22 protein-coding genes are annotated in these 23,040 nt (G+C 61.1%); 11 read left to right on the forward strand and 11 right to left on the reverse strand.

Annotation, left to right across the window (positions count from 1 at the left end; all coding sequences use genetic code 11):
* Nucleotides 1–21: 21 nt before the first annotated feature.
* The 3 genes from glnQ to glnH are packed head-to-tail and all read right to left on the reverse strand — an operon-like array spanning nt 22 to nt 2,205.
* Entirely contained in the window at nt 22–783 is a 762-nt protein-coding gene (glnQ, locus tag AWB74_RS23435) for a glutamine ABC transporter ATP-binding protein GlnQ (protein ID WP_327362312.1), read from the reverse strand.
* A complete protein-coding gene (gene glnP, locus AWB74_RS23440; protein ID WP_061126670.1) occupies nt 780–1,436 on the reverse strand; it encodes a glutamine ABC transporter permease GlnP in 657 nt (218 codons plus the stop codon). Before glnP ends, glnQ begins: the two co-directional genes overlap by 4 nt.
* Nucleotides 1,437–1,458: 22 nt before the next feature.
* A complete protein-coding gene (glnH, locus tag AWB74_RS23445) occupies nt 1,459–2,205 on the reverse strand; it encodes a glutamine ABC transporter substrate-binding protein GlnH (protein ID WP_061149101.1) in 747 nt (248 codons plus the stop codon).
* An 80-nt stretch (nt 2,206–2,285) separates the two neighbouring features.
* Here glnH and AWB74_RS23450 point away from each other — a divergent pair, with 80 nt between their 5' ends.
* Nucleotides 2,286–2,507 carry a hypothetical protein gene (locus AWB74_RS23450; protein WP_061149102.1) on the forward strand — a complete coding sequence of 74 codons (222 nt, stop codon included), beginning with the start codon at nt 2,286–2,288 and terminating at the stop codon, nt 2,505–2,507.
* Here the strand turns inward: AWB74_RS23450 and AWB74_RS23455 are convergent.
* From AWB74_RS23455 to phnF, 8 genes are all read right to left on the reverse strand, one after another.
* Nucleotides 2,493–3,899: a hypothetical protein gene (locus AWB74_RS23455; protein WP_087039159.1), complete on the reverse strand. Its 1,407-nt coding sequence runs from the start codon at nt 3,897–3,899 to the stop codon at nt 2,493–2,495. The two genes, AWB74_RS23450 and AWB74_RS23455, sit on opposite strands and share 15 nt — an antisense overlap.
* Nucleotides 3,896–4,153 (reverse strand): PAAR domain-containing protein, encoded by a 258-nt coding sequence (locus tag AWB74_RS23460; protein WP_087039160.1) that lies wholly within the window; start codon nt 4,151–4,153, stop codon nt 3,896–3,898. The genes AWB74_RS23455 and AWB74_RS23460 overlap by 4 nt, the downstream gene beginning before the upstream one ends.
* Before the next feature lie 9 nt (nt 4,154–4,162).
* The gene (locus tag AWB74_RS23465) at nt 4,163–4,870 is read right to left on the reverse strand and encodes a T6SS immunity protein Tli3 family protein (RefSeq protein ID WP_061149104.1); all 708 of its coding nucleotides are present in this window, start codon (nt 4,868–4,870) and stop codon (nt 4,163–4,165) included.
* Between the two features lie 56 nt (nt 4,871–4,926).
* Nucleotides 4,927–6,843: a T6SS effector phospholipase Tle3 domain-containing protein gene (locus tag AWB74_RS23470; protein ID WP_061149105.1), complete on the reverse strand. Its 1,917-nt coding sequence runs from the start codon at nt 6,841–6,843 to the stop codon at nt 4,927–4,929.
* Nucleotides 6,840–9,368: a type VI secretion system Vgr family protein gene (locus tag AWB74_RS23475; protein ID WP_061149153.1), complete on the reverse strand. Its 2,529-nt coding sequence runs from the start codon at nt 9,366–9,368 to the stop codon at nt 6,840–6,842. The genes AWB74_RS23470 and AWB74_RS23475 overlap by 4 nt, the downstream gene beginning before the upstream one ends.
* A 423-nt stretch (nt 9,369–9,791) precedes the next feature.
* A complete protein-coding gene (gene phnN / locus AWB74_RS23480) occupies nt 9,792–10,352 on the reverse strand; it encodes a phosphonate metabolism protein/1,5-bisphosphokinase (PRPP-forming) PhnN (protein ID WP_061149106.1) in 561 nt (186 codons plus the stop codon).
* Nucleotides 10,349–11,056, reverse strand: a complete 708-nt coding sequence (locus AWB74_RS23485; protein ID WP_061149107.1) for a DUF1045 domain-containing protein — start codon at nt 11,054–11,056, stop codon at nt 10,349–10,351. The genes phnN and AWB74_RS23485 overlap by 4 nt, the downstream gene beginning before the upstream one ends.
* On the reverse strand, nt 11,053–11,808 hold the full coding sequence (phnF, locus tag AWB74_RS23490; protein WP_061149108.1) for a phosphonate metabolism transcriptional regulator PhnF: 756 nt from the start codon (nt 11,806–11,808) through the stop codon (nt 11,053–11,055). Before phnF ends, AWB74_RS23485 begins: the two co-directional genes overlap by 4 nt.
* Before the next feature lie 163 nt (nt 11,809–11,971).
* On the opposite strand from phnF, the gene phnG reads away from it, so the two are divergent.
* The 10 genes from phnG to AWB74_RS23540 all read left to right on the forward strand — a co-directional run bounded on the left by phnG (nt 11,972) and on the right by AWB74_RS23540 (nt 23,009).
* Nucleotides 11,972–12,451 (forward strand): phosphonate C-P lyase system protein PhnG, encoded by a 480-nt coding sequence (gene phnG, locus AWB74_RS23495; protein WP_061149109.1) that lies wholly within the window; start codon nt 11,972–11,974, stop codon nt 12,449–12,451.
* Complete coding sequence (phnH, locus tag AWB74_RS23500) at nt 12,448–13,071, forward strand: phosphonate C-P lyase system protein PhnH (protein WP_061149110.1); 624 nt, start codon at nt 12,448–12,450, stop codon at nt 13,069–13,071. The genes phnG and phnH overlap by 4 nt, the downstream gene beginning before the upstream one ends.
* Nucleotides 13,071–14,171, forward strand: a complete 1,101-nt coding sequence (locus tag AWB74_RS23505) for a carbon-phosphorus lyase complex subunit PhnI (RefSeq protein WP_061149111.1) — start codon at nt 13,071–13,073, stop codon at nt 14,169–14,171. Before phnH ends, AWB74_RS23505 begins: the two co-directional genes overlap by 1 nt.
* Entirely contained in the window at nt 14,168–15,022 is an 855-nt protein-coding gene (locus AWB74_RS23510; protein WP_061149112.1) for an alpha-D-ribose 1-methylphosphonate 5-phosphate C-P-lyase PhnJ, read from the forward strand. Before AWB74_RS23505 ends, AWB74_RS23510 begins: the two co-directional genes overlap by 4 nt.
* Nucleotides 15,019–15,789 (forward strand): phosphonate C-P lyase system protein PhnK, encoded by a 771-nt coding sequence (gene phnK, locus AWB74_RS23515; RefSeq protein ID WP_061149113.1) that lies wholly within the window; start codon nt 15,019–15,021, stop codon nt 15,787–15,789. The genes AWB74_RS23510 and phnK overlap by 4 nt, the downstream gene beginning before the upstream one ends.
* A gap of 7 nt (nt 15,790–15,796) precedes the next feature.
* Nucleotides 15,797–16,570, forward strand: a complete 774-nt coding sequence (phnL, locus tag AWB74_RS23520) for a phosphonate C-P lyase system protein PhnL (RefSeq protein ID WP_061149154.1) — start codon at nt 15,797–15,799, stop codon at nt 16,568–16,570.
* The gene (locus AWB74_RS23525; RefSeq protein ID WP_061149114.1) at nt 16,564–17,697 is read left to right on the forward strand and encodes an alpha-D-ribose 1-methylphosphonate 5-triphosphate diphosphatase; all 1,134 of its coding nucleotides are present in this window, start codon (nt 16,564–16,566) and stop codon (nt 17,695–17,697) included. Before phnL ends, AWB74_RS23525 begins: the two co-directional genes overlap by 7 nt.
* A 192-nt stretch (nt 17,698–17,889) precedes the next feature.
* Complete coding sequence (locus AWB74_RS23530; protein WP_061149115.1) at nt 17,890–19,254, forward strand: MFS transporter; 1,365 nt, start codon at nt 17,890–17,892, stop codon at nt 19,252–19,254.
* A 220-nt stretch (nt 19,255–19,474) separates the two neighbouring features.
* Complete coding sequence (locus AWB74_RS23535; RefSeq protein ID WP_235024664.1) at nt 19,475–21,292, forward strand: ShlB/FhaC/HecB family hemolysin secretion/activation protein; 1,818 nt, start codon at nt 19,475–19,477, stop codon at nt 21,290–21,292.
* A gap of 178 nt (nt 21,293–21,470) precedes the next feature.
* Nucleotides 21,471–23,009, forward strand: coding sequence for a methyl-accepting chemotaxis protein (locus AWB74_RS23540; protein ID WP_061149116.1), 1,539 nt, complete (start codon nt 21,471–21,473; stop codon nt 23,007–23,009).
* Nucleotides 23,010–23,040 lie beyond the last annotated feature (31 nt).

Consider the following 23,040-nt stretch of genomic DNA (forward strand, 5'->3'; position numbering starts at 1 on the left):
ATTCGAAGTGATTCGCTAAAGTTATTCGACGTGTTGCAGGAAATCGCGCAAACGCTGATTAGGCGGATTATCGATCAATTCGGCGGGCGGCCCGTCGACGGTGATGTGGCCGTGTTCCATGAAGATCAGCCGCGTGCCGACCTTGCGTGCGAACGCCATCTCGTGCGTGACCACGACCATCGTCATGCCTTCTTCCGCGAGCGCCTGCATCACGCGCAGCACTTCCTGACGCAACTCGGGATCGAGCGCGGACGTGGGCTCGTCGAAGAGCATGAGCTTGGGTTTCACCGCGAGCGCCCGCGCAATCGCGACGCGCTGCTGCTGTCCGCCCGACAACTCGCTCGCATAGTGCCCGACGCGCTCGCCGAGCCCGACCTTCGTCAGCAGATCGCGCGCGAGCGACTCGGCATCGGGCTTGCTCATGCCGCGCACCTGGCGCGGCCCAAACGCGACGTTCTCGAGCGCCGTCATCTGCGGGAACAGGTTGAACTGCTGAAACACCATGCCCGCTTCCTGACGGATCTCGCGTACCTTCTTAGCGCCGCCGAGCACGCTGATGCCATCGACGACGAGATCGCCGCCATCGATTTGTTCCAGCGCGTTGATGCAGCGCAGAAGCGTCGACTTGCCCGAGCCGGACGGTCCGATCAGCACGACGACTTCGCCCGCGCCGATGTTCAGATCGACTTCATCGAGCACGACCGTCTTGCCGAAGCGCTTGGTCACGCCCTTGAACTGCACCATGTGGCCGTTCATGTGATCCTGGTGGTTCATCGTAGTCATAGGATGCGCATCCGACGTTCCATCGTGCGCAGGCCGAAGGTCAGCGCGCCGATCATGCAGAGATAGATGAGCGCGACGGCCGTCCAGATTTCCACCGCGCGAAAGTTCGACGCCATGATCTCCTGACCCTGACGTGTGAGCTCGCCCACGCCGATCACGATGAACAGCGACGTGTCCTTCAGGCTCACGATGAACTGATTGCCGAGCGCGGGCGTCATGCGCCGCAACGCGACCGGGCCGACCACGAACGCGAGCACGCGCCAGCCCGGCATGCCGAGCGCGAGGCCGGCTTCCTTGAGACCGCGCGGCACCGAGAGAAACGCGCCGCGCACGATTTCAGCGATATACGCGCCCGAGTTGATGATGATCGACACGATGGCCGCGCTCATCGCATCGACGCGCACATGCAGCAGCAAGGGCAGCGCGAAGTAGATAAACATGACCTGCACGACGATCGGCGTGCCGCGCACGAACTCGATATACGTGAACGCGATCTTCTGGCACAGCGTGTTGCCGTAGGCGCGCATCAGGCCGAACAACAAGCCGACGGCCATGCCGCCTGCGAGCCCTGCGATGGTGATCAGCACCGTGAGACGCGCGCCGTGCATGAGCGCGGGCACGGCGTCGACGATGACCGAGAGATCGAACTGCATCGTTATTCTCCGTATCGTGCGATCAGGACTTCGCCGGTTCGACGCCGAACCACTTCTTGTAGATCGCCGCATAGCGGCCATCGGCCTTGATCTTCACGAGCTCGGCGTTGACCTTCGCGACGAGCGGGCTGCCCTTCGGAAACGCGATGCCGTATTGCTGCGCCATCATCTGCGGGCCGACGGCCTTCACGCGCGACTTGCCCGCGGTGTGGATGTAGTAGAGGACGTTCGGCGTGTCGTGCATCGCGGCATCGACGCGGCCGGTCGCGAGTTCGAGATACGCGTTGTCGATGTTCGGGAACGCGCGCAGATCCGTGTTCTTGAAGTTCGCCTTCGCGTAATCGGCGGACGACGTGCCGGTCTTGATCGCGAGCGACTTGCCCTTCAGGTCGTCCGGTCCCTTGATCGTGCTGTCGACCGGCACCATCAGCGTGAAGCCGCTGTCGTAGTAGCCGTCGGAGAAATCGATCACTTTCTTGCGCTCTTCCTTGATCGTGATGCCCGCCAGCGCGACATCGACGTTATGCGTCTGCAGCGCAGGCAGGATGCCGCTGAAGTCCATCGGTTGCAGCTTGTAGTCGATCTTCAGATCCTTCGCGATCTCCTTCCACAGATCGATGTCGAAACCGACGTATTCGTTGCCCTGCTTGAACTCGAACGGCACGAACGCGGTGTCGCACGCGACGAGCAGCGTCTCTGCGCGCGCCGCGCCGCTGACGAGGGAAAGCGCGGCGACGGCGGCCACGGCGAATTTTGCGGCGAGTTTCATGATCGACCCCTTGTCGAAGTGATTGCAAACAGATTTGCATATTTCAATTTAACGCAAATCTATTTGCGAAGTGTCGACGAATGAAATTCCACTTGCAACCGGGGGTATACGCGGAGAAGAAGCCGAAACCGCGCCGCCAGGCGTTGCATCGATCGGTTGAACGCGTCTGTACGTTGGTGGTGATCCGCGACAACGAGATCGATGTGAGCGACGTGGGCGGGCACGGCGACGTGGCGCTGCCCGCGCGCTCGCACGGCTCGACACTGCAATCCCGCCTGTTTCCTCCGCTACGCTCTCCCTAACTGCCGTAGCTGCGCCCTAAAATCATCTGTCACGCCGTCGCGTATCCCGTAGCCGCCTATAACTTGGATCCCCAAGGTCAGCAGATAGAACACGACGACGCCCCAAAACCAGGCGTTGCCGATTTTTTCCGATTCGATAAAGACAAGCATCAGAATGATCGGGCCGAGCGTTCCGAATGTCGTTGACGCTGCAAGAGGCGAAATCGATGGGGGAAATGCGGACGCTACGGGCGCGGGCTGCGCGCCGACCAGATTGAGCGCCACGCCTTGCTGAGCGGGCGCGGCGATCAGTTGCGCGCCTTGTCCGTGCTGCACCATTTCGGCGGCCAGCGCTTGCAGCAGGAGCGAGTTGATCGGCCCCGGCTTTCCTATCGCGTGATCCACGTCGTGGATTCCGACATCCAACTTGACGTCCTTCACCGCTGCGAGCGTGGCGTTACGGTCGTGCGCAGGCATGCCGCTTAGCCATAGGTGCTTGATGCGCTCGATCGGTGTCGGGGCTGCCGCTAACAGCGTCTTCAACGCGTCATAGACTGCATCGGACGCGGCGTGGATCGAGCGGAACATGCGCGCCTGTGGCTTGATCTTGTTGCGGATCAGCGAAGAAGGCGACGCGAGCAACAAGGCCGCTCCCGCTTCGGACCATAGCGGTTCGCTGTCTTCGGTGTGCAACTGCCATCCGAGCATCAGGCAGAAATCAGGAACCGTCGAAGCCTTCGACAGTACCTCGCCTAGCGCCGCCTCCTTGGACGGCTCGATGCGCGACACCTTCACCAAGTCCATGTTGCGAATGTTGAGCGCCTTAAGCGCCGCGCGAAGCTCTGTCAATTGGCCTTCGACCTCCGACACCAAGACAATGCTGAAGTCCCGCGAGCCGGCAAAACGTGTCAGATAGCCCGCGAAGGGCGTGACCAACCGTTCGATGACTTGCTCGCTGCGTGACTGGCCGCGCGCGGCTTCGTCTTGCGGCAACGGTTTAGTCTGGTTCGCGTTGTTCGGTGCGCTCCCTTTCAGACCGAGTAGGCGCTGCGCCAGATCGCTCTCGGGCGTCACAGCCACACTGTCGACAACGCCCCAGTGCGCTTGAGTCCAGTAGCGCCACTCCGCGTGTTCGCGATCACACAGGTAGTTCCACCAGTCAACGCGCTTTATCCACTCCTCCTGGCCGTTGTAAATCAATCCACACACGGCGCACCATAGCAGCGAAGGTACGCCGAGCGCCCGGAAAAAGAATTTCGCCGAGGCAATAGACTCACCTTGTTTCCAGTTGAGAACCGTAATGATGATTCCCGCCGCGAGCATAAGGACGAACGCAGCAATGGGAATCCAGAGTGGCGGAGCCTCGCCATATTCATGTTTAGGGACGTCCGGGACGATCCAGCCGGGATTCATGCGACGTCCATCCCCGTTGAGGTTGCTCTTACGACACTGCCACATTGCGAGCGGCAACCGTCAACGATCCACTTCCGGCCGCCTTCGTCGTAACCTTCCCCCGATTCGATGATCGGGTTATCGCCGTGCTCTGGACACGAAACGATGTCGCGCAGCAGTGCGACTCTTCGGCCGTCAAGATCGAACGTGGACGAGGCTGTGATGACGTTTCCGCCGTGCGACGTGGGATCATCCAAGCATACAAGTTTGGTCATGTTCGCCTTCTACTTGAGCGGTGCGTCGGGGTTGGTCGGGCGGATCGAGGCGTCACATGAATAGCGGTCTTGACCAGAAGGGGTGCGCAGGCCAACAGGAAGAGCAACGCCCCGCTCAATCTTGCGCCCTTCCGGCAACGGCCCGCCTTCACCATAGCGATACCCCGGAATCAGTGGGTGTTTGTCCACTGACATCTTTCCAGTGGTGTCACTGATCTTCTCCCCGACATACAGAGCATCCTCGCTAACGATAATGGTGAAGTCCTTAGAGTCTGAAAATGGATCAAAGCTTCTCATATACCGGATGCTTTGGACCGTCCTTCCGCCGTCTGTGGACACCGCAATATACATAGTGCATCCACGATCATTGCAGGCTGTATGTGGGGGTAGCGACGCGGGAAATGCCAAGTTCTTCCCAGTTGAATCCGCGATAATCAACCTACCTTGATAGTTCTCCCGGAAGCCTCTACCAAAGCTCTTTCTGATGCCTTGCAAGGTGTCGTTATAGAAGGTCTCGCCGTGTTGGCAGTCTCTATAACGTTCAAGCGAGATGAAGCGGTGGTCATCGATTCGATAGATAACCTGAGGCGGTGAATCATAGGGCAACTCCTTTGCCGAAACGAAGTCTGCATAGACAAAGGGGGCAGGTTGAGCCTGCTGTCCGGCACAACCTGGCAGAGCGAGTAGTAGCGCGCCATAAATTGCTGTTTTCTTCATTCTTTTCTTGCCTTGTTAATCGTTTTGTATTTTCCTCTGCTATGCCGTCCGTTGCTTTACGGCCTCGAATACTGCTTCGCTTGCCATTCTCGCGCATCCGCTGCACTGACTTCCTCATTGACTGTCTTCCAGTCGATCAACGAGGGCTTGTCAACCGATTCGAACAGGCCCGTTTCGAAATAGGCGTCGTAGCCCTGTGTCCAGTCAGCACGCTTCATCAGTCTGGTCCAGAACTCGACATCCTCATAGGCGTCACAGAAGCCCACGGGCAAGTCATAAGCAACGACGCGCTTCATGAATTCGGTATCGCCCGGAACCGTACTGTGGTTTGTTGGCTCAGGTCGGTAGTTATTCAGAAACTCATTCATCTCTTCCGTTGTTTCGCGCCTAAAGCTCCGTCCTGTCGTATATGGATCATTGTCGACTTCAACAGTCCGGTGCGGGTCTTGCGTCGACGCGAGATATGGATTGGAGGGATCGAGGAGACGACCTTCTGAGTCTGTGTCGCCCATTTTAGGTTCGACGTTCCTTGATTTCTCGAAGAGGCGCATGTCCTCAGCAGTCAGAGGATTCGGCACGGCTTCGGCGTTGATCTTGACGGTCTGATCGAGCGGCGGTATAGCCCAAAGCTTCAACGGAAAGCCTCGATTGCCGTTCCAAAACTCGTACGGCAAGACACCCTTAACCGGGTCCTGAATTGGCGGCAGTTTGCCGAACGATTTCGTGCTCGGCTCGTCGCCTACAGGAGTAACGCGCGCGAGCATTCGTTGCTTGACGGTATCGTTCAGTTCATCGAGTAGCTCGGTAGGAATGCCTTGCCAACCGATGCTCCGAAGCGGAGCGGTCCCCATTACGCGATCGTGAGGCGTGAAGTACACGTACAGCCGCCCGTGGTTGTCGCGTTCGGGACGGTCGCGCACACGCACATTCGGCCGCCAGAAATTCATGTCGGGCGTTGCACCGACATGAAGTTTTTCCATCAGGTTATCGTCGAAGGTGAACTTGTCTTGTTTGATGCGTCCCGCAATCATGCGGAAGGTATTCAAGCGCGCCTCGTGCGTCGGGCGTTCCGTGCTACAAGTCAAAGCATCGGTCAGCTTGTCATCAAGGGCAAAAGGCGAGTTCATGACAAACAGCGCATCGGGCGCGCGTGTCTTGCAAAGCGTAGTCGCTGCCAAGGCGATCATCGTCCCCTGACTGTGAGACATGAGCGTGATGGTGTCGCGCGGTGAGTTTATTCGGATGTCATCGATCAGATCGGCGAGGCGCTTAGCGGCGTGCGAGTAGTAGTCGCGCGGCGGTGCGTCTTGTAGGTATCGATCGGCCTCGGTATTCAGCTTTTGAAGATCGACGCCGAAGACACAGCGTTTGAAACCTTCACCGCTCCATAGTTGCTGAAGGTTATTCGTGCCGTTCTGGAACGGACCGCCGCCCCAGTACCATGGTCCTTTGTCTTGCTTCGGGTGGGACTTCCAGACATCAACGCCTGCGTCATTTCGCAGCGCAACGCGCCATTTCTTTTCCTGGCCATCTTTGGCTCGATAGCCCCAGTAGAAGCGGATGACGGGTGAGCGCCCGGCCTTTTTTATATAGCGAGTTCGGGGCTTGTCGTTTGAATCGCGGTCATCGTACGTGTTCGTTGTGAGCGACATTTCTTCGGAAAGATTTAGCCGTTCATTCAGACCTTCACATATAGATTTTTCAGCCCTGTCATACCATTCCCCCTCCGAATTCACTCCATGCACAAAGATAATGACGCCCGGTAGGTGCGGCATGACTTGAGCCTCGGCGCGTACCTCATAGCTTGTAGGCGACAGATAAGACTCCCAAAACGGGCGTCCGAGATGATCGTATTGGCGCGGCACGACGCGTGTCGCGAACGGATGCTCATAGCGTTGCGGTTCTGCGTTCTCGGTTCGTGCGTCGGTCGTCGCTTGCGTCGCCTGATTGGCTTCGTTGTTTTGCGTTGTCATTGCTTCCTCGCCCTCTTAAGTACCATCCTGATGCCTTGCGCGGCTTGTTCCTTCGTAACGGACGTCTCGCCGGCTGCGTTGGTCATGCCTTCAACCACTTCGCCGTTGGCGAGCGTGATCTTGTAGGGCTTCTGACTGAGCGGACGGCCCGTCAATTGATCGCTCAGGACGTAGCGTTCATCGTTGCTGATGTCGATCTGATCGAAGTGGGGTTTAGGCAGCGTCAGCGCGCCGGGACCGTCCTTCTTGATGTCGATGATCTTCAGGATCAAACGACCCGTGCCACCTATCTCAACGTTGTCGCCCTGAATCTTGATGTAGGCTGATCCGCCGCCACTCAGTACCACGCCGTTCGACGCATTCGCAGTCAGCGTGCCGTTGACGCTGCATAGCTGCATGTTCTTTTCTGCAACCAACTCCATGACGTCGGATTGCGCCTGAATCCGCACTGGTCCGCGAGCGGCAAACAGCTTGACGCCAAGCTTATGAGCGAAGATCGACACCGCCTCACTTGCCGCCAGAGCAATGCCTTTCATCGCGTTGACGCTGAAGCGCCCGGATGCTGTGTTGGTGATGTCCTTGTTGGCCGCGATCATTACGCGGTCGGGTGTGGCAATGGCGACACCGGCCGGCGCGGAGACCGCGACGACAGGCTTTTTCAGTCCCGCGAGCTCGCTCTTGAGCCATTCGATTTCAGCGCGCAGGTCGGGGGAGTCCGCTTTTGCGAGCGAAGCGGCTTGCGCCAAGCCTTGGGCTTGCTGCTCGGTGACGTTCAGAACCTGCTCAGCGCGGGTCATGTCGATCGTCTTGCCGGTTGCCTTCACTTGCGCCTCTGCGGTCAACAGCAGCCCGTCTCCGGCGCGGACGACGCCTTTCATGTCGCTTCGGAGCTCATATCCGAATCCGCGTGGCTCGCCCTTACTGTCTACGACATGACCAAGATTGAGTTGGGACTTGCCGTATTCCGTCGAGAGCTTGACATGCTCCTGATTGATACGATCCTCGAACTGGAGCGTGTTGTTTCGCTCCGTATGAATGACATTGCGCGTTCGCCATTTATGCTCTGAGTTGACGGCGTCCGTATCTTTAGAGTTATGCAGGGCGTGCAGGATATAAGGCAAGTCGGGATTGCCCATGAAGAAGGCAACCGCCACCTCAGACCCCGGTAGCAACCCGAAGTGAAAGCCAGTTTGATACTTCCCCGCGAAAGGCTTGGCGAGCCTCAGCAAGCAACTATTCAAACCCGCTAGGCGTGGGTCTCGATTGGCGTGGAATTCGACAACGTATTCGCCGTGCTGATCGAGGAACGGGCCGCTATAACCTTCCGTCGAGGCGATTGTTCCCGTTATTGTTCCGCCGATTTTCGGCCAAGAATATTCTTGCAGCGGCATGCGATAAAGCCGATCGCACGGGATCGCGGTAAAACGAACTTCGTATCCCTTCGCTCGCGACGCACTGCATATCGTTTTCGTGATGAGCAGACCATATTTGGCATCTGTCAGACGATGATTGCTGAACTGATATACGCGGCCCGGCGCCATGTCCAGCGCATCGCTTTTGCCTTGATACTCAATCTGCTGTGCGAGCGCTTCTTCCTGTCGCAAAAGCGCCTGACGTCCGGCATCTTCCTTGTTCTGAACTGGTAGGCCAAAGATATATTGTTCGCCGTACATCGTAGAGTCACCAGACTTCGGATGAAACTCTTCCGTCGCTTCGATGGGGTACGGCGCTTGACGATAGTTGTAGCTGCGGACGTGATAGGACGACGGAATGCTCCGGGCGCGCATCTCCAGCGACTTGACGGACTCGATGCCGCGGGTGTTCATGCCCGCTTCAGGCTGAAATAGGATCGGGAACTGGTGGTTTTCGTGGCTGGCGTCGCGTCGATAGTGGGTCAGATCGTCGCCGAAGCGTACCACCTCACAATGCTCGCCTTCTTCGCTGACGAACCAAATCCCCGTCCTTCGGCACAAGCGTTGAACAAACGCGAAATCGTCTTCTTCCCACTGCGTGATAATGTCGCGCTTCGAATAAGAGCGATAGAGCGAAATTTCGAAGCGCGCCCAAATCTGATTGAAATTGTGTTCCTTGAGAATCTGACGGATCACTTCCGGCTCACTCATGTGATGGAAGAAGCGAACTTTCTTCGCATTTCTCAGAATTGAGAGGCGGCTCTCTAAAACTGCTTCGTAAGTGCTCTGATCCTTTGATGTGGAGAGCTTCGCGAATGCCGTTACCACGCCGTACTTGCGCCGCGGAGACTCCGGCTTCCCCCATTTTAGAGTTGGCGGTTGAATCAGGAATGAACCCATCTTGCCGATGTATTCACGCGGCGAAAGTTCATGCGAAGAGTGAGTCCAGCGGATTGTATAGCGCGTTACATCGCCAATGGCCTCAGTCCCTTCGAACTCGAAAACGTCGGCCGTTGCCGAACTCGGTGCATCGAGCACGTCCAGATAATAGAGCTGGTGCTGTCCAATGAATTCCTTCTCTCTCGCAGCGAGAAAGGCGTCTCTTGCTTTCAACTTAATCATCCTAAACAGGTTGTAGATTGATAGGTTTGCTAATTGGCGTGAATCAGACAACGATATTCAAACAGACGCGCGCACAAACAAAGTCGAGACTCTTCATTTAGGCGCGGGAAACCTATCACACAACCATTTCGAGAGGTAGCGATAAATCAAACGTCGATTTACGTGATGGCAAGCAATGTTAAGAATGGGAATTCTCTTAAAATGCGCAATGCCGGCGAAACGTTAGTCCGTCGATCCGTTTGATGGACTTCACCCCGTACACGTCTGAGTAGATGTGGTACGGCGCTGCTGCTCGCCTGTGGGCGGGCCGTGGCGGGGGAGCCGAAAGTCTCGCCGGCGGTAATGGTTATCTGCCCCGGCCTGGAATCGAGGTTTATCCACAGGGACTAGAAGCGGCGCGGAGGCAGAAGAGCCTTAGACGCGGCTCGCGAACGCGAGCAAGTCGAGGAATTGCGTGCCGGCGTCGGCAAGCATGCCGGAGTTGTCGATCTTCACGACACGCGCATGCGAGGGCAGTTCGAACGCCGGGCGGCGTGCGAGACGGGCTTCGATCTGGCGGGCGTTCTCGCGTCCGCGTCGCGCGAGACGTGCGGCCAGCACTGAAGGCGCCGCATCGATATGCACGAAGCGCGCGTCCGGATAACGCTCGAGCGCCAGTTCCGCATGCTGTCGCGAGCCATTCACGACGACGGGCATGCCGCGCGCGAGCCACGCGTCCAGCTCGATGCCGATGCCGTAGCGCAGTCCGAGGCTTTCCCAATGCATCGCGAAGAGGCCATACGACAGCCGCGATGCGAATTCGTCATGCGAGAGCGCGATGTGGTTCTCGCCGTCCGCGACCGCACGCGTGATGTAGCGGTGCGCGAACATCACGCGCGCGCCCACCCGTTCGCGCGCAAAGCCGAGCAGCGAGTCCTTGCCCGCGCCCGAGGGTCCCATCACGTAGATCAGCCTGGCGCTGTCGACTCGGGTCATGCCACGACATCCTGTGCGTTGTTGAACGGAAGGCGCTGCCATAGCGTGAAAGGCGCGCCCGGCTCGGGCTCGATGAAGAGCGCCGCGCCATGCATCGGCAACGGGCCGAGCGTATCGATGCGGCGCGTCCATTCCGACACGATCGATGCCCGCGCGTTGGCGTCGTCGAGCGAATCGGAGAGTGTCATGTGGAAGCGATATTCGTCGAGGACATACGGATAGCCCCATTCACGCACGAGCGCGGTCTGCCGTGCGCTCAAGCCATCGGCGATGCGCTTTTCGACGCTTTCCCACGATGGCGCCGCACGCAGCGAGCAAAGCGACTGCAATGCGCTGCCCGCGAGCGTGCGCATCCACTCTTCGTCGTAGGAATGCTCGGGACGCAGCGCGACGAAACGGCCTAGTTCCGCCGCTTGCACGGGCATCTCGAAGCGGGGCACCGAGCTCGCCCAGATGCGCGCGCAGGCGAGCACATCTTCGAGTTCGATGCCCGCCTCCAAATGAAACGGCGCGATGAGCGTCGCATGCCAGCCGTAGCGGCGCGGCGCGTGGGTAAGTGCATATGCGGGAGTCGCGGTTTCGAGCCCGCTCTCGGGATCGCGGCCGAGCCATTCGCAGCCTTCGCGCCACCATGCGGAGGCGGCGGGCGGCGCGTAGTAGAGCGCGACCCGCGGGTTATCGGTCTTCGTATGCGTCGCTTTCATAGATCGTGCTCGACCATCAATTGCACGCGGTCTGCCGCGAAATGCGTGATGCCGTATTTGATCGGCACGCCGGTCTCATCGACATCGACGTTCTCGACCCACAGCACCGGCTGCTGGCGATTGATCTGCAAGCGCCGCGCCACATCCGACGAGGGCAGCACGCTGCCGATACGGCTCCACTTGCGCGTGTAATCCTTCACGCCGAAGGTTTCGAGCGCGGCACTCACGCCGCCCGCCGCTTCGATGGCCGCGGGCAGTTCGTTGAAGCGCGCGGCCGGATACCAGTTGCGTGCATAGGTCATCGGAACGCCGTCGGAATCGTGGCGCGTTTCGATCTGATAGACGAGCGTGCCGGCGCGCACGCCGAGCGCCTTCGCGACGGTCGGATCGGCCTTCACGCGCTCGGACGTCAGCACAACACCCGCCGACGCATGTTTTTGCCGGCGCAGGTTCTCGGTGAAGCGCGTGCGACGGCCGATCTGATAGTCGATCGCGCCCGGTTGCACGAAGGTGCCGCGCCCCTGCTCGACGCTCACGAGGCCGGTCGCCGCGAGCCGCAGCATCGCGCGGCGCACGGTATGGCGATTCACGTCGAAACGTTTGGCGAGCTCCGCCTCGCTCGGCAGGCGTCCTTCCTCGCCGAAGCTCTTCGCGGCGATCTCGGCGGCGAGAATCTGCTCGATCTGCCGCCAGACCGCGACCCCTGCGCCGCGCTCGACCGCATGAGGCGCCGCATTTTCGTTCGATGTCATTGCGCTGTCATTCCTGTCGGTTTGAATATCGTTCTCCCGGATTGTAGTGCGCAACTCGTGATGGAAATGTGAAAGATCCATCACATGACCAAACGTCTAGACGACTAGATGAGACAACGAGTAGCATAGCGATGACCGGTATCTTCCAGACATAGGGAAAGCGATGAGTACTTCGATGGAGCCGCAAGCGCAGGGTCGCCGCGAATGGATGGCGGTGCTCGCCCGCACGCCGCGCGATGCGCTGCAACAGGCGCTGGATTCCGCGCTCGACGGCGAGCGCTTGCCCGCCTACGAATGGCTGCGCGCGCCGGATATCGGGCTTGCGATGGTGCGCGCCCGCATCGGTGGCACGGGCGATGCGTTCAATCTCGGCGAAACGACCGTCACGCGCGCCACGCTGCGATTGCGTACCGACGACGGCAGCGCGCCGGTCGGCGTTGCGGTGCACATGGGCCGCGACAAGGAGCGCGCGACGCTCGCCGCGCTCGCCGATGCGCTGTTGCAGATGCCGCGTTACGCGGACAAGTTGCAGACGCGATTGATCGAACCGCTTGCCGCGTGCATCGCCGATGAACGGCAGCGCAAGCAAGCCGAAGCGGCCGCAACGAAGGTCGAATTCTTCACGATGGTGAGAGGCGAATGATGCAGATCGACATGACCACGCTCGTGCCCGGCTTCAACGACACGGTGCACGACGCGCAGCGTGTGTTCCGTGCGCTGCTCGATGCGCTGTCGCGCCCCGGTGGCATCGTCGCGATCGATGCCGCGTTGCCCGACAACCACGCAATGCGCGACGCGCTCGCGGGCCGCGTGCCGCTCGCTGCGTTCGCGTCGCTGCTGGCGATCACGGATTATTCGACGCCCGTGCATATCGAACGTGAAGACAAGGTGCTCGGCGATGCGCTGCGCTTTCATGCGAGCGCGCCGTTGACGAGCGATCGCCACGAGGCCGCGTTCGCCTATATCGACGATGCGCGCACCATGCCTGCGTTCGATGCGTTCTCGCATGGCGAGCCGGAGTCGCCCGAAGATGCGGCGACGCTGTTCATCCGCGTGCCGTCGCTGACCGAAGGCGAGCCGCTCGTGTGGCGCGGCCCCGGCATCGCCGGATCGCGCACGGTGGCTATCGCGGGATTGACGCGTGAATTCTGGCAGCAGCGCGCGGCGCTCACGGCGCTCTTTCCGTGCGGCATCGATTGCTACTTCGTCGCGGGCGGCGCGCTCGTCGGCCTGCCGCGCACGACGCATGTGGAGGTGAACTGATGTACGTCGCGGTCAAGGGTGGCGAACGCGCCATCGAACGTTCATGGGACGTGCTCGCGAAAAAGCGCCGCGGCGATGTTTCGGTGCCCGAGTTGTCCGTCGCGCAGATTCGCGAGCAGATGCGCCTCGCCGTCGCGCGGGTGATGACCGAAGGCTCCGTCTACGACGAAGACCTCGCCGCGCTCGCGATCAAGCAGGCCGCGGGCGATCTCGTCGAAGCGATTTTTCTATTGCGTGCCTATCGCACGACGTTGCCGCGCTTCGGCTACACACTGCCGATCGATACCGAAGCGATGTGCGTCGAGCGTCGTATTTCGGCGGCGTTCAAGGACATTCCCGGCGGACAGATGCTGGGGGGTACGTACGACTACACGCAACGTCTGCTGGATTTCACGCTGCTCGCAGAAGGCGGACACGCTGACGATGCGGCTATAGAAGCGAAGAAGGCGGAAGCGGACGCGATGCCGCGCGTGCTCTCCATGCTCGACAGAGAAGGCCTGATCGAACAGGAACGCACGCATGAAAACGCGCCGGAACCGGGCGATTTGTCGCGCGAGCCGCTGTCGTTTCCCGTCGATCGATCGACGCGTTTGCAGAATCTCGCGCGCGGCGACGAAGGCTTTCTGCTCGCGGTCGGTTATGCGACGCAGCGCGGCTATGCGCATAGCCATCCGTTTGCCGGCGAGATTCGTCACGGAGAAGTGGCGGTGGAAATGCATATCGATGAACTGGGCTTTGCGGTCGAGATCGGCGAAATCGACATCACCGAATGTCAGATGATCAATCAGTTCGCGGGTAGCGGTGACGTGCCGCCGACGTTCACGCAAGGTTATGGCCTCGCCTTCGGTCATTCGGAACGCAAGGCAATGGCGATGGCGCTGGTCGATCGCGCATTACGTGCGGAAGAGTTGGGTGAAACCGTTGGCTCGCCCACGCAGGACCCGGAGTTCGTGCTGTATCACAGCGATAACGTGGAAGCGTCCGGTTTCGTGCAGCATCTGAAGCTGCCGCATTACGTGGACTTCCAATCGGAACTGGAATTGCTGCGCCGTTTGCGCGCGGCGCATGGTGCGGACAGCAACGAGGAGAACGCGGCATGAACGCACTCACCGAAGGCTATAACTTCGCGTATCTCGACGAACAGACGAAGCGCATGATCCGCCGCGCACTGCTCAAGGCCGTGGCGGTGCCGGGCTATCAGGTGCCGTTCGCGTCGCGCGAAATGCCGCTGCCGTATGGATGGGGCACGGGCGGCTTGCAGGTGACGTCGGCGATCATCGGCGAGCGCGATACGCTGAAGGTCATCGATCAGGGCTCCGATGAAACCACGAACGCGGTGAACATTCGCCGCTTCTTCGCGCGCACCGCGGGTGTGGCGACCACTACGCGCACCGCCGATGCGACCATCGTGCAGACGCGTCACCGCATTCCCGAGACGCCATTGACGGATAAACAGATCATCGTCTATCAGGTGCCGATGCCCGAGCCTTTGTTTCGTCTCGAGCCGCGCGTGACGGAGTGCAGGAAGCTCCACGCGCTCGCGGATTACGGCCTCATCAACGTGAAATACTATGAGGATATCGTGCAGCACGGCAGCATCGCGACGACCTACGATTATCCGGTGATGGTGAACGAGCGCTATCTCACATCGCCATCGCCGATACCGAAATTCGATAATCCGAAGATGCACATGAACCCCGCATTGCAGTTGTTCGGAGCGGGACGCGAACGGCGCATCTATGCCATACCGCCTTATACGAAAGTGAAGAGCCTGGACTTCGAGGATCATCCGTTCAGCGTGCAGAAGTGGGAGCACGCGTGCGCGCTGTGCGGCTCGCGCGATAGCTTTCTCGACGAGATGATCGTCGACGATCAGGGCAAGCGCATGTTCGTCTGTTCCGACAGCGACTACTGCCACAGCCGCCGCGATGACGACGAGGTGACACGATGAACGCACTGCTCAAGGCGACAGGCCTCACGAAGCGTTATGACGGACGCGGCGGCTGCGTCGATATCGATCTCGATGTCTATCCGGGCGAAGTGCTGTGCATCGTCGGTGAATCGGGATCGGGCAAATCGACCTTGCTGAATGCGCTCGCGTTGCGCAGCGAGATCAATGGCGGCGCGCTCACGTACACGACGCGCGAAGGCGAAGCGCTCGATCTTCTGACACTTGCGGAACCGCGCAAACGTCTCTTGTCGCGTACCGAATGGGGCTTCGTGCATCAGAACGCGCGCGATGGATTGCGGCGTAACGTATCGGCTGGCGCGAACATCGGCGAGCCGCTGATGGCGATCGGGGCACGTCACTATGGCCGTCTGCGCGAGACCGCCGCCGACTGGATGAACCGCGTCGAACTCGATGCCGCGCGCATCGACGAACTGCCTTCGGCGTTTTCGGGCGGCATGCAGCAACGCCTGCAGATCGCGCGTAATCTGGTCACGGGTCCGCGCCTCGTGTTCATGGACGAGCCCACCGCCGGCCTCGATGTTTCCGTGCAGGCGCGTCTGCTCGATCTTCTGCGCACGCTCACGAGCAAGCTGCATCTCGCCGCGGTGATCGTCACGCACGATATCGGCGTGGCGCGGCTGCTTGCGCATCGGCTGATGGTGATGAGGGACGGGCGCGTCGTCGAAAGCGGACTCACGGACCAGGTGCTCGACGATCCGCAACATCCTTATACGCAGACGCTCGTTGCGTCCGTGCTGCCGGTTTGAGGTGATGATGACATTCGGTAATCAATTCGTCGCGAATGATGCGCTGATGCTGAGCGCGCGCGATATCGAAAAAACCTTCACGCTGCATCAGCAGGGCGGGACGCGCATCGCGGCGCTGTCGGGCGTATCGCTCGATGTGGAGCGCGGCGAATGCGTCGTGCTCGCGGGCGCATCGGGCGCGGGCAAGAGCACGTTTTTGCGCTGCATGTACGGCAACTATCTCGCGACGCGCGGCAGTATCGCCATTCGCGACGATAGCAAGGCGTCACGTCATACCGTGCTGACCGAAGCCGCGCCGCACGACATCATCCGCCTGCGCAACACGACGATGGGCTACGTGAGCCAGTTTCTGCGCGCGATTCCGCGTGTGTCGTCGCTCGATCTCGTCGCCGAGCCGCTCGTGTCGCGCGGCGTGAACGAAGACGAAGCGCATGAACGCGCAAGCGCCTTGCTCGAACGCCTCAACGTGCCGCGCCGCTTGTGGACGCTCGCGCCCGCGACGTTCTCGGGCGGCGAGCAGCAGCGCGTGAACATCGCGCGCGGGCTGATCGCGGCGCATCCGCTTTTATTGCTCGATGAACCCACCGCATCGCTCGATGCCGAGAACCGCGACGTGGTCGCCGATCTGATCGTCGAAGCGCGCGAGAAGGGCGCGGCGATCGTCGGCATCTTTCACGACGAAGACACGCGCGCGCGCGTCGCGACGCGCATCGTGCGGCTCGCCAGCGCCGCAGTACAGGACGCCGTTCAAACCGATTCCGGAGTGTTGCAGACATGCTGATCAAGAATGCGCGCATCGTGACGCGCGACGAGGACTTCGTGGGCACCGTGCGTGTCGAGGACGGACGCATCGCGGAGATCGCGCCGGGCCATACCGCCGTGCGCGAGGCCGAAGACTGGGACGGCGATTATCTGTTGCCGGGCTTCGTCGAACTGCATACGGACAACATCGAAAAGCATCTCGCGCCGCGTCCGGGCGTGCTGTGGAATCACGAAGCGGCGATCATCGTTCACGACGCGCAAGTGGCGGCCGCGGGCATCACGACCGTGTTCGATGCACTGGGCGTCGGTTCGCGTCCCGAAGACGGCGTGCGTGGCCGCGAGTTGCAGATTTCCTGCGCCAGGTCGATCGGCAAGTTCGTCGAACGCGATCTGCTGCGCGCGGATCACTTCCTGCATCTGCGTTGCGAAGTGGGCACGACGGATGTCGTCGAAGTGTTCGATTCGTTGTCGACTCACCCGCTTTTCAAGCTCGCTTCGGTGATGGATCACACGCCGGGACAGCGTCAATGGCAGGATCACGAGAAGTGGCGCAAGTATCAGGAGCGACACGGCAAGTGGAGCGACGAGCACGCGAACAAGATTCTCGCCGAGCTCGCCGAGCATCAGCAGCGCTATGCGGCGAAGCATCGCGCGGATATCGTCGCGCGTTGCAAGGGTTTGAACATCTCGCTCGCCAGTCACGACGACACGCTCGTCGAGCACGTCGAAGAAGCGGCGCGCGACGGTATCGCGCTGGCCGAATTCCCGACGACGCTCGAAGCCGCCCGAGCCGCGCGCGATCACGGCATCGCGACGATCATGGGCGCGCCCAACGTCGTGCGCGGCGGCTCGCATTCGGGCAACGTGTCGGCGCTGGAGCTGGCGAACGAAGGGCTGCTCGATATATTGTCGTCGGACTATGTGCCTTCGAGCCTGCTGATCGCGGTGTTCGATCTCGTCGCCAAGGCGGGCTGGTCGCTGCCGCGCGCGGTCGCCACGGTTTCGTGGGCGCCGGCGCATGCGGCGGGCCTCGCGGACCGCGGCGCCGTCGCGACCGGCCTGCGTGCGGATTTCGTGCGTGTGGCGGCGATCGACAACGTGCAGGTGCCGCGTGAAACCTGGCGCGCCGGACGCCGCGTGGCCTGACTCATTACCTTACCCTCGCGCTTCATTCCCGGCGCTTTGTCATACGCGGGTAAGCCCGCGTTGACGAAGCGCAAGCTTCTTCAGTACCCTCAGCGCGAGTTCGCTATGTGAATCGCTGTTCGTCCAGCGAACATTTTGGGTCCGGGGTGCGCGTTTCGCCGGTTGCGCGCCCATCATCGAAAAGGGAATGAAGTGAGTAGAAGTCCTGCCGTGAACGTACAGACGTTCATCAACGAGCATCCGTTCTCGCCGTTTCAGTGGCTCATCTTCGGGATGTGCTTCGTCATCGTCCTGCTGGATGGTTTCGACACCGCCGCGATCGGCTTCATCGCGCCATCGCTCGTGACCGAATGGGGCATCAGCCGTCCGGCGCTCGCGCCCGTTTTGAGTGCGGCGCTCTTCGGCCTCGCCGCGGGCGCGCTGCTGTCCGGGCCGCTGTCGGACCGGCTCGGCCGCCGCGCGATGCTGCTTTCGTCGGTGTTGATCTTCGGCGTCGCGTGTCTCGCGTCGGCGTTTTCGGCCGACATCACGCAACTGACGGCGCTGCGCTTCGTCACGGGCATCGGCCTCGGCGCTGCGATGCCGAACGCCGTCACGATGATGAGCGAGTTCTGCCCCGACAACCGCCGCGCGACGCTCATCAATCTGATGTTCTGCGGCTTTCCGCTGGGCGCTGCATTCGGCGGCTTTCTCGCGGCCTGGATGATTCCGCATTTCGGCTGGCGCAGCGTGCTGATGCTGGGCGGCATCGCGCCGCTGGTGCTGTCGGTGCTGCTGATCGCGACGCTGCCGGAATCGGTGCGCTACATGGTGGCGAAGGCGAAGCCCGTCGAGAAGATTCGTGCGACGCTCGCGCGCATTTCCTCCGACGCGATGCAGGCCGGCTCGTTCTTCATGACCGAAGCCGCGCCCGCAGCGGCCGGGCAGAGCGGCATGGGCGTGGTGCTGTCGCGCTCGTACATCGTCGGCTCGGTCATGCTGTGGCTCACGTATTTCATGGGCCTCGTGATCTTCTATGCGTCGATCAACTGGATGCCGATCCTGCTCAGGGAATCGGGTCTGCCGCCGCAAAAGGCGACGCTGATTTCCGCGCTGTTCCCGTTGGGCGGCGTCGGCGCGGTGCTGTGCGGCGTGCTGATGGACAAGTTCAACGCGAACCGCATCATCGCGGCGTGCTATGCGCTCACCGCCGTGAGCGTGTATCTGATCGGCCAGGCGGCGGGCAACGTGGGCATGCTGGTGCTCGTCGTGTTCCTCGCGGGCGTGCTGATGAATACCGCGCAATCGTCGATGCCCGCGCTCGCCGCAGCGTTCTATCCGACGCAAGGGCGCGGCACGGGCGTCGCGTGGATGCTGGGCATCGGACGCTTCGGCGGCATCGCGGGGTCGTTCCTCGTCGCCGAACTGACGCGCCAGCACTTCAGCTTCGGTGCCATCTTCGCGACGATCGCGGTCGCGGGAATCATTGCGGCGGTCGCGTTGCTGATCAAGCAGGCCGCGCATCCGCAGACGGCCCTGACGAGCGACCTGAAATCGACGGAGCCGGTCGGGCATTGATTCGACGGGTTCGCTAGTGGTCGAACGCCCCGCATGACTACGGTCATGCGGGGCGCTTTTTTCTCTGGTTTAAAACCCAACGTCTCAAGACATTGAGAATTTACTCATGTCGATAGTCAGTCGAATCTGACATATTCCTGCCTCTCTCGGCAGCCTCATGGCCCACCGCCGATCCATCCGGCGCGCAGTACCTCGCGGCCCATCCAGAAACGAATAAAAAGTGCAGAAGAAGTTGATTCGACGCGGCGCGACCTTGTCGTTTGCCGCTCTGTTGTCGTTTTCCGTTTACTCCGTCGACGCGCAGCAATCCCTCACGCCCAACGACGCAGTCGCAGCCGCAGCCGCCCGGGCCAACGCGCTCCAGGACCAGCAAGTCCAGCAGCAGCGCGACGCGCAGCAACGCGAATCCGCGGTCGAAGCGCCTGCGGTCCGCTCCGACATCCCCGATGCCAAAGGCTTCCCGTCCCTCCCGACGGAAAGCCCGTGTTTCCGCATCTCCGGCTTCGCACTCGACGTCCCGCCGACCCTGCCCGATGCCGCTCGCCAGCAAGGCGCATCGTCGCTGCCGCTCGATCGCTTCGCGTTCGCGCGCGAATGGCTGGAGCACTACCGTGGGCAATGTGTCGGCAAGGACGGCGTGAATCTGCTCGCGAAGGGACTGCAACAACTCATCCTCAGCCGGGGCATGGTGACCACGCGCGTGCTCTTGCCGGAGCAGGACCTGTCCAAAGGCACGCTCGCATTCGCGCTCATTCCCGGCTTGATCCACGAGTTGCGTTTCGCCGATCCCGACACGACCGGCAGTTGGAAATCCGCGTTCCCCGCCCGTTCCGGCGATGTGCTGAACGTGCGCGATCTCGAACAGGGCCTCGAGCAGATGAAGCGCGTCGCGAGCCAGGACGCCGACATGAAAATCGAGCCGACGAACACGCCGGGCGAAAGCGATGTCGTCATCAGCGTGAAGCGTGCGAAACCCTGGAGCGTGGTCGCATCCGTCGATAACTCGGGCAGCCGCTCGACCGGCAAGCTGCAGGGCAACCTGAGCGTGGGCATCGACAATCTGTTCGGCCTCAACGACGTCTTCAGCGCGGGCGTGAATCAGGATCTGTATCTGCGCGACAAGCAGTTCGGCTCTCACGGCTTCAACGGTTCCTACTCGATTCCCTGGGGTTACTGGACCGCCTCGCTCTTCGGCTATACGAACACCTACTATCAGTCGATCGCGGGTGCGAATCAGACTTTCGTGTCGAGCGGGAATTCGCAGTCGGCGGGATTCAAGCTGCAGCGCGTCCTGTCGCGCGGGCAGAGCGACGTGCTCGCAAGCTACTTGCAATTGTCGAAGCGCTTCGGCGCGAGCTTCATCGACGATACGGAAATCGAAGTCCAGCACCGCAACAACACGTTCCTCGAATTGGGGCTGACCGATCGTCACTACTTCGGCGGCGCGCAGTTCGACGGCACACTGGCGTACCGGCAAGGCATCGGCGCATTCGGCGCGCAGCCGGGCCCCGTGTTCGAACCGAATCCGAACATTGCGCCGACTGAGCCGACCAAGCCCTACGATCCGACCTATCGCTTCCGCATGGCAGTGCTCGATCTGAACCTGTCGGTGCCGTTCGCGATCGGCAAGCAGAATTTCCGCTACGTGGGCACGATGCACGGTCAGTACACGAACGACACGCTCTTCTATGTCGACGATCTGACCATCGGCAGCCGCTACACGGTGCGCGGCTTCGACGGCGAACAGATGCTCGCGGCCGAAAAGGGCTTTTACTGGCGCAACGAGTTGCAGGCGCCGCTCGGACAGACGGGGCAGTCGCTCTACGCGGGCATCGACTATGGCCGCGTGTACGGACCGAATACGGCGTTTCTCGCGGGCACGCAGCTCGCGGGCGCGGTCATCGGTTTGCGCGGCGGCGTGCCGTCGAAATTCGCCGGATTCAGCTACGACCTCTTCGCCGGTACGCCCATCTACAAGCCTTCCGGGTTGACGACCGCGCGCGTCACGTTCGGCTTCCAGTTGATGGCGCGTTTCTGAGCATGGCGATGACCGGCGGCGCCGCGCCTAAAGATCCCGCACCCCTTGCCGTTAAATTGCACGCTGCTTTCGAAATCGTGGCCGCGTCGCATTCCCGCGCGCAAACGTAAAACGCCTCACGATCGAAAGCCGCACGACGAGCGCCGCCCGGCGCTTCCATTGGCAATTCGACCCGATCGTGAAAAAACTTTCTTTCAAAACCAAGCTCATGAGCATCGTGGGCTTCGTATGGCTCAGCCTGATTCTTCTGTGCACGCTCAACGCGATCTCCACGAAACAATCGCTGATGCAAAACCGTCAGGACGGACTCGCCGAGCAGGTTCAGTCGGCGACGAGTGTCGTCAGGTTCTATGTGAAGCAGGCGCAAAGCGGCGCGTTGCCCGAGGATGAAGCGAAGAAGCTCGCCGTCGCCAGCGTGCGCGCGATCCGCTACGGCACGAGCGGTTATATCGGCATCCTCGATTCGAAGATGTTCCAGATCCTGAACCCCGTGCGCCCCGACACGGAAAACAAGATCAACGATTTCGTCGACAGCACCGGCAAGCACTTCACCGGCGAGATCGTCAAGCACGGTCTCGACGGCTCGCACATCACGACGTACTTCTATCCGAAGCCCGGCGAACAGGAGCCGCTGCCGAAGATCACGTACGGCGACTACGTGCGCGAATGGGACTGGCATGTCTACTCGGGCGCTTATGTCGACGATATCGACGCGGCTTTTCGCGCGACCGTGCTGAAGTCGCTCTTGCTTATCGGCGCGATTGGCGCGGCGCTGACGCTCGCGATGACGTTCATCATCCGCGGCGTGCTGAAGAGCATCGGCGGCGATCCGCAGGATGTGGCGATCGTCTGCCAGCGCATCGCGGCGGGCGACCTCGCGCAACCCGTGCAAGTGAAGCACGGCGACGATTCGAGCCTCATGCATTCGATGCACACGATGCAGTCGCGTCTCACGCAGACGATCGCGCAGATCAAGCTCGTCGCGGACGGCATCACGGCGGCTTCACGCGAGATCGCGGACGGTCATCACGATTTGTCGTCGCGCACGGAAGAGCAGGCGGCTTCGCTCGCGGAAACGGCGTCGAGCATGGAAGAACTCACGTCGACCGTGCGCCTCAATTCCGATAACGCGGGTCAGGCGACCCAGCTCGCGGCGAGCGCATCGTCGACGGTGGAAAGCGGCAGCGGCGTCGTGCTCGGCGTCGTCGCGACGATGGACAAGATCGCGGGCAGCTCGGAGAAGATCGTCGACATCATCGGCGTGATCGAAGGCATCGCGTTTCAGACCAACATCCTCGCGTTGAACGCAGCCGTCGAAGCGGCGCGCGCGGGCGAGCATGGCCGCGGCTTCGCAGTGGTCGCATCGGAAGTGCGCGCGCTCGCGCAGCGCTGCGCCGCCGCCGCGAAGGACGTGAAGACGCTCATCGACGAATCGGTGACGAACGTCACGGCAGGGCAAGACCTCGCGCAGCAATCCGGCGACACGATGCAGCAGATCCTCACGTCCGTCACGCGCGTCGCCGACATCATGAACGAGATTTCGTCGGCGTCGTCGCAGCAGACGCAGGGCATCGAGCAGGTCGGCGTCGCGATCACGCAGATGGACGCCGTCACGCAGCAGAACGCCGCGCTCGTCGAACAGGCGACGGCCGCCGCTTCCGCGCTCGCGGTGCAGGCGGAAGAGCTGAAGCAGGCGGTCGCGGTGTTCAAGACCTGAAGACGTTCATCGGAGACTTCGTCCCGTTCGC

Origin of the sequence: Caballeronia arvi, from assembly GCF_001544695.2 — a bacterium.
GTDB lineage: Bacteria > Pseudomonadota > Gammaproteobacteria > Burkholderiales > Burkholderiaceae > Caballeronia > Caballeronia arvi.